Here is a 5,153-nt window from a genome sequence, read left to right as displayed (position 1 = left end):
TCGGTCATATCCTCATAGGAGAGGTCCGAGCCGAGTACCGACTGCCTCAGCGCTGCTCCCTGCAATCTGATCAATTCCTCGGCATCGGGGTAGAAGAGGTAGAGGCTGCCCTTGGTCCGGAGGATCTTCTGGCCGCGTTCGGCAACACTGGTGAACTCTATCAGCGAGTCGCTGGAGCCCTGTGTCCATGCCTTGAAGGTGCTCACCTTGGCACCGAAGCGGTCGGTTGTGGTAATGGACCCGGTTGAATAGGAGGTGTCGAAGGTTTGCATCCCATCCATGGTTTTGATGATTTCATCTGCCGTAATGGCACTCAGATTGAGTGGAATGCAGAGCAGGCAAAGCAGGGTGGCTGTGATGACACGAGTACGGTTAGACATAGCGCAGGGCCTCCACAATCTGGATTTTTGATGCTCTTCGAGAGGGAATGAGCGTTGAAAGCGTGGCAGTGAGAATGGCATAGAACCAAACAAAGAGAGCAATCCACCAGTTGACCTGTGGGTAGAGGATGGAGGAGATTTCCATATCCACCCCGCTCATTGCCTCGGTGAAATTGAGTCCGACTTTACCCAGGACTGCGATGATGATGAGTCCGGCGATGGTTCCAACCGTGGAGCCTGCCATGCTGATGAACGACCCTTCCAGCAGAAAGAGCCGGGTAAGCTCCTTGCCCTGCATGCCTAAGGCCGCAAGGGTTCCTATCTCCCGCATCCGCTCATAAATTACCATCATGGTGGTATTGATGATGACGGTGCTGCCAAGTACAAAGAATACACCGGCCATGACGTAGTAGATGAACTTGGCGATGGAAAGGAAGGAATACATCATGTTCAAATCCTTCCATGCCTTGGTCTCGGTTCCCAGCCCAAGCTCTGCCTCAAGCAACTCCTTCACTGCTTGGGCGACGTCTGCTTCCTTGTACCCATCGGCTACCTGCAGGAGGATCTCCTGGGTATGGCCTTCCATGCGCAGCATGTACTGCGCCCTGTCCAAGGGGATGTAGAGGGTTTTCGAGCTCAAGCCGCCGACAGGAAACGATGCTATTCCTACAATCTCAAACGTCATGGCGTTCGATCCCCGCAGGGCTGTGGAGGTCAACACGGTGATTTTGTCACCCAGTTCAAGCTGAAGGTCGTGAGCCAGGATGGCTCCGATAAGCAGCTCATTCTTCCCCTTTTGGGGAAGCCTTCCTTCACTCACCAGGGAAGGAAAGTCAATGAAGGCTGCTTCAGTTGCAAAATCGACGCCGACGCCGAGTGCACCGTTGTTTTTCCCATCGAGATAAAGATTTGCCGGGAAGTTGATTCGGCTGGTCGCCGCTTCAACACCTTCGACGGATTTTGCAAGCGGCAGCACAGCATCCACATCAAGGCTGAGATGCAGAGGGTTGTACCGCTCATACTTCTCGAACGACTCGTGCCGGATTCGTACCTCGCCGGTATAGTAGGAGGTCAGGTTTGTCTCCATATCCGCTTCCATGCATTCAAACAGTGCGAGCAGCGCCATGATGGCCATGGCCGATACCGCAATGGCGATTGCAGAGAGTGAGGAACGGCGAAGATTGCGAAAGATATTGCGAAATGCCACAGCAGGGAGTTTAGTCGTCATTGCCAAATCTCCTATTGATGATGCAGGCAGGTGGGGATGTCCAGCTTCAATGCCCTTCGGATGGGGAAAAATGCAACCAGCATGGAGAGGACGATGCCGCTGGCAAACGCCTTGATGAGGGTAGGCATGCTCCAAGCGCCCCGCATGACGTTCTGGATTCTGAATCCGATATCCATATCCCTGAACATAAACCCGAAGTCGAACCCTACATTCACCAAGTACAGGTTGGCAAGGCAACCCAACAGAATGCCGACCACCGAACCGAGCAGCCCGATGCCGCCCGCCTCAAAAAGGAAGGCCAACAGGATGTGCCGGTCACGCATGCCCAGGGCGCGCATCATGCCCAGCTCGCGCATCCGTTCATACATGGCCATCAACATCGTATTGGAAACACCGACTGCCGCGATGATGAAGACGAGGAAGAGGATCATGCCGGTGCCGCCTTGCTTGGCCCCCAGGATCGCCAGATAGTCGCGGGCAAGGTCTTCCCATGTGTAGACGGCCAGGTTCGCATCGATGGCTTGAAGCTTCGGTTGCAAGGTGCCGACTATTGCATTGAGATCGCTTTTTTCAGGCAGAAGGATATCGATGCTCGAGACCGAACCTTCCATGGCGAGGTAGAGGTCGGCGGCCTGGATATCCATCATCACCAATGAACGATTCACATTGGGGTTGGGGCAGTTGATGATACCGACAACCTCCATATCGAAAGCCTCATAGAAACCGCCCTTGCCACGGGTGACCAAGGTGACCCAGTAGCCTACCTTCGCCCCGATATCCTCGGCAAACCAGCTGCCCAGGACAATGCCGTCCATTTCCCCGCTCTCCAGGAACCGGCCTTCGACCAGCGTATCCTCAAAACGATACACCTCGAAGTCGGTATCAGGATTGATGGCGGTCACTTGGACGCTCACATTTCCGTCCTCTCCGAAGTCCTCCTGGTAGAGGATCATGTCGGCGGCAAACAGGGTGCGCTCGGTGGCGGCAATGCCCTCAGCCTTGAGCAGGTCGAGAATTGGTTGAGGACTCTCGATCGACGCATCGAGAGGGAGGAAGTATCGGTCTTCCCAATATGCGGTATCGTAGACCCTCAGCGATGCGGTCTCATACCAGCGAAGATTGCGCATCGACTCAAGCTCAGCTCCAACAAGCAGAGAGTCGACGAATACATACATCATCAACCCAAAAGCGATGGCGACAGCAGTTATGGCCGTCCTGCGTTTGTATCGCATCAGGTTCTTTGCCGCCAGCTGCAGGATGAATTTCATCACTGCCTCCTTTCATCGCTTACGATGGAGCCGTCATGCAGCTGCACCAGACGACGGGCATACTCCATGACCATCTTGTCATGGGTGGAGAAGATGAAGGTCGTGCCGAACTTCTCGTTCATCCGTTTCATCAGCTTGAGAATTTCTTCTCCGGTCTTGGAGTCGAGGTTGGCTGTCGGCTCATCGGCCAGGATGATCTGCGGTCTCTTCACCAAGGCCCGTGCTATGGCGATTCTCTGCTGCTGACCGCCGCTGAGCCTCGATGGACGACGATTTTCCATTCCTTCCAGCCCGACTTCCTTCAAAATTTCATAGGTGCGTTGTTTGACCTCTGCTTCCGGTACATCAAGCAGGGAAAGGACGAAGGAGACATTCTCATAGGCGGAGAGAACGGGAATGAGATTATACGTCTGAAAGATGAAGCCGAGGTTCTGTCTCCTGAAGGTGGTTTTCTCTTCCTTGTTCATGGTGCTCACCTTCTGTCCGTTGATGCTGATCTCACCATCATCGATGGCGTCGATGCACCCGATGAGATTGAGCAGGGTGGTCTTGCCTGAACCAGATGGGCCTGCAATGGAGAGAAACTCCCCGTCCTGAATTTCCAACGAGACCTGCTTCAGTGCACGAACAATGCTTTCACCTGTTTTATAATTACGGCTTACCTTTTCGACCTTGATCATTTCTTGGTATCTTCCTCAACAGGTTTTGCCTGTTTGTTCTTAAGTTCTTCCACCTTCTGCATGGCGGCCGTACCCATGACGGCACCGAAGTCCATATGGTCGAGAATGGAGGCGGGCATCAGCATCATGGAGTTGTTCTGGCGGATGCCCTCATACACCATATTCATCGAGCGCAGCTGCAAGGCTATCGGGTCGTTGGCATATTGTGCCGAAGCCTCGGTGAATTTCTTTGCAATCTCCACCTCTGCAGCCCCAAGGATGATGCGTGACTCTTTCTCCCGTTCTGCCTGAGCCTGCTTGCTCAACGAGTCCTCCAGTTCCTTGGGAATGATGATGTCGGTGATTTCGACCGAGAGAATCGAGACACCCCAAGGATTGGTCTTTGCATCGAGGGCTTGCTGGATTTCCCGACCCAGTTCCTCGCGTTCACTGAGCAGACTGGAGAGCGGATGCTTTCCGATCGAATCACGAAGGGCCGTCTGAGCCGAAAGAATCACCGCTTCTGTGTAGTCCTCCACTTCAAGAATCGCCCGTTTTGCATCCCAGATCATCCAAAAGGAGAGGGCGTCGACATGCACCGGCACGGTATCCTTGGTAAGGGTCTTTTCTGCACTGAAATCGGTTGCCCGAATGCGCATATCGATGAATTCAGCAATACGGTCAACCACCGGAATGAGGAAGATCAGACCGGGACCGTGTACCTTGTGGAACTTGCCCAACCGCAGGATCAGGACCTTGTCCCAGTGATAGACCAGCTGGAATGAGGCGGAGAGCAGCAGTCCAAGGGTGGACAGCAGCGTGATGGGATAGAGATAAAGGGAGAGGCCTCCCACGACACCAACCCACAGCATGAGAATGAGGGCCATCACTACCGCCCAGAGAGGAAAAATGGTTACAACCAAGGCTGCGACAAAGGTTGCCGTGCTTACCGACACGATTGCATCCAGCTGGGTGTATGGGTAGACGAGCAGCTGTACAACCGCCCCGAGGGCCAAAAATACGGCCAAGCATACAAACGAGATCGATCCATAGCTGAAGTCCCGCTTGAGGACAAACCCCTTCATGTTTTTGATTCGTTCAATTTTTTTCTGATACAGGTTCATACTGTTCCCTCTTTTTTCTGTGCTTCGGCGCCTATGTCTTCTATAATTTGCTGGATTTCCGCCAGGGTGAAGCCGTAGCTTGAAGCCTTGGTAAGATACTCCTTGGTGATTTGGGAGAGGATGCGTTCGCGTTCAATTGCATCAAGTGTGACTTTCTTGTCGCTGATGAAGGTTCCCGACCCCTGCTGGGTGACCACGATGTTCCGTATCTCCATTTCAGCATACGCACGGGCGACCGTATTCGGATTGATGCTCAAATCAACGGCAAGGCTTCGGACAGTGGGCAGCTGAGCACCTTGTTCCAGCCTGCCGTCGGCAATGGCCATCTCCACCTGGAAGATTATCTGCTTGTAGAACGGGACTCCGCTCTTCATATCCAGGCTGAACTCCAACTTAGGTTCTTCTTTCAGCTTAACCACCGTGTGCTCCTTCTTGTACTATTGTACTGGTGTATTAGTACAATGTCAACAAAAGCTTCTTTGTGTCTATAAAAA

Annotated in this window: 6 protein-coding genes; all 6 read right to left on the bottom strand. The window is 53.3% G+C overall.

Annotated features, from left to right (window positions below):
* Window positions 1-380: outer membrane lipoprotein-sorting protein (locus B3F49_RS02930; protein ID WP_293908903.1), on the bottom strand; the 380-nt coding region annotated here is incomplete at its 3' end.
* Window positions 373-1,608 carry an ABC transporter permease gene (locus B3F49_RS02925; RefSeq protein WP_293908901.1) on the bottom strand — a complete coding sequence of 412 codons (1,236 nt, stop codon included), beginning with the start codon at window positions 1,606-1,608 and terminating at the stop codon, window positions 373-375. The genes B3F49_RS02930 and B3F49_RS02925, both read right to left, overlap by 8 nt.
* 11 nt (window positions 1,609-1,619) lie before the next feature.
* Window positions 1,620-2,876 (bottom strand): ABC transporter permease, encoded by a 1,257-nt coding sequence (locus B3F49_RS02920; RefSeq protein WP_293908899.1) that lies wholly within the window; start codon window positions 2,874-2,876, stop codon window positions 1,620-1,622.
* A complete protein-coding gene (locus B3F49_RS02915) occupies window positions 2,876-3,556 on the bottom strand; it encodes an ABC transporter ATP-binding protein (RefSeq protein ID WP_293908897.1) in 681 nt (226 codons plus the stop codon). Before B3F49_RS02915 ends, B3F49_RS02920 begins: the two co-directional genes overlap by 1 nt.
* Window positions 3,553-4,659 carry a slipin family protein gene (locus B3F49_RS02910; RefSeq protein WP_293896735.1) on the bottom strand — a complete coding sequence of 369 codons (1,107 nt, stop codon included), beginning with the start codon at window positions 4,657-4,659 and terminating at the stop codon, window positions 3,553-3,555. Before B3F49_RS02910 ends, B3F49_RS02915 begins: the two co-directional genes overlap by 4 nt.
* The gene (locus B3F49_RS02905) at window positions 4,656-5,078 is read right to left on the bottom strand and encodes a GntR family transcriptional regulator (RefSeq protein ID WP_293908895.1); all 423 of its coding nucleotides are present in this window, start codon (window positions 5,076-5,078) and stop codon (window positions 4,656-4,658) included. Before B3F49_RS02905 ends, B3F49_RS02910 begins: the two co-directional genes overlap by 4 nt.
* Window positions 5,079-5,153 lie beyond the last annotated feature (75 nt).

Origin of the sequence: Sphaerochaeta sp. UBA5836, assembly GCF_002432845.1 — a bacterium.
Taxonomy (GTDB): Bacteria; Spirochaetota; Spirochaetia; order Sphaerochaetales; family Sphaerochaetaceae; genus Sphaerochaeta.
This window is presented reverse-complemented; position numbering and strand designations above follow the sequence as displayed.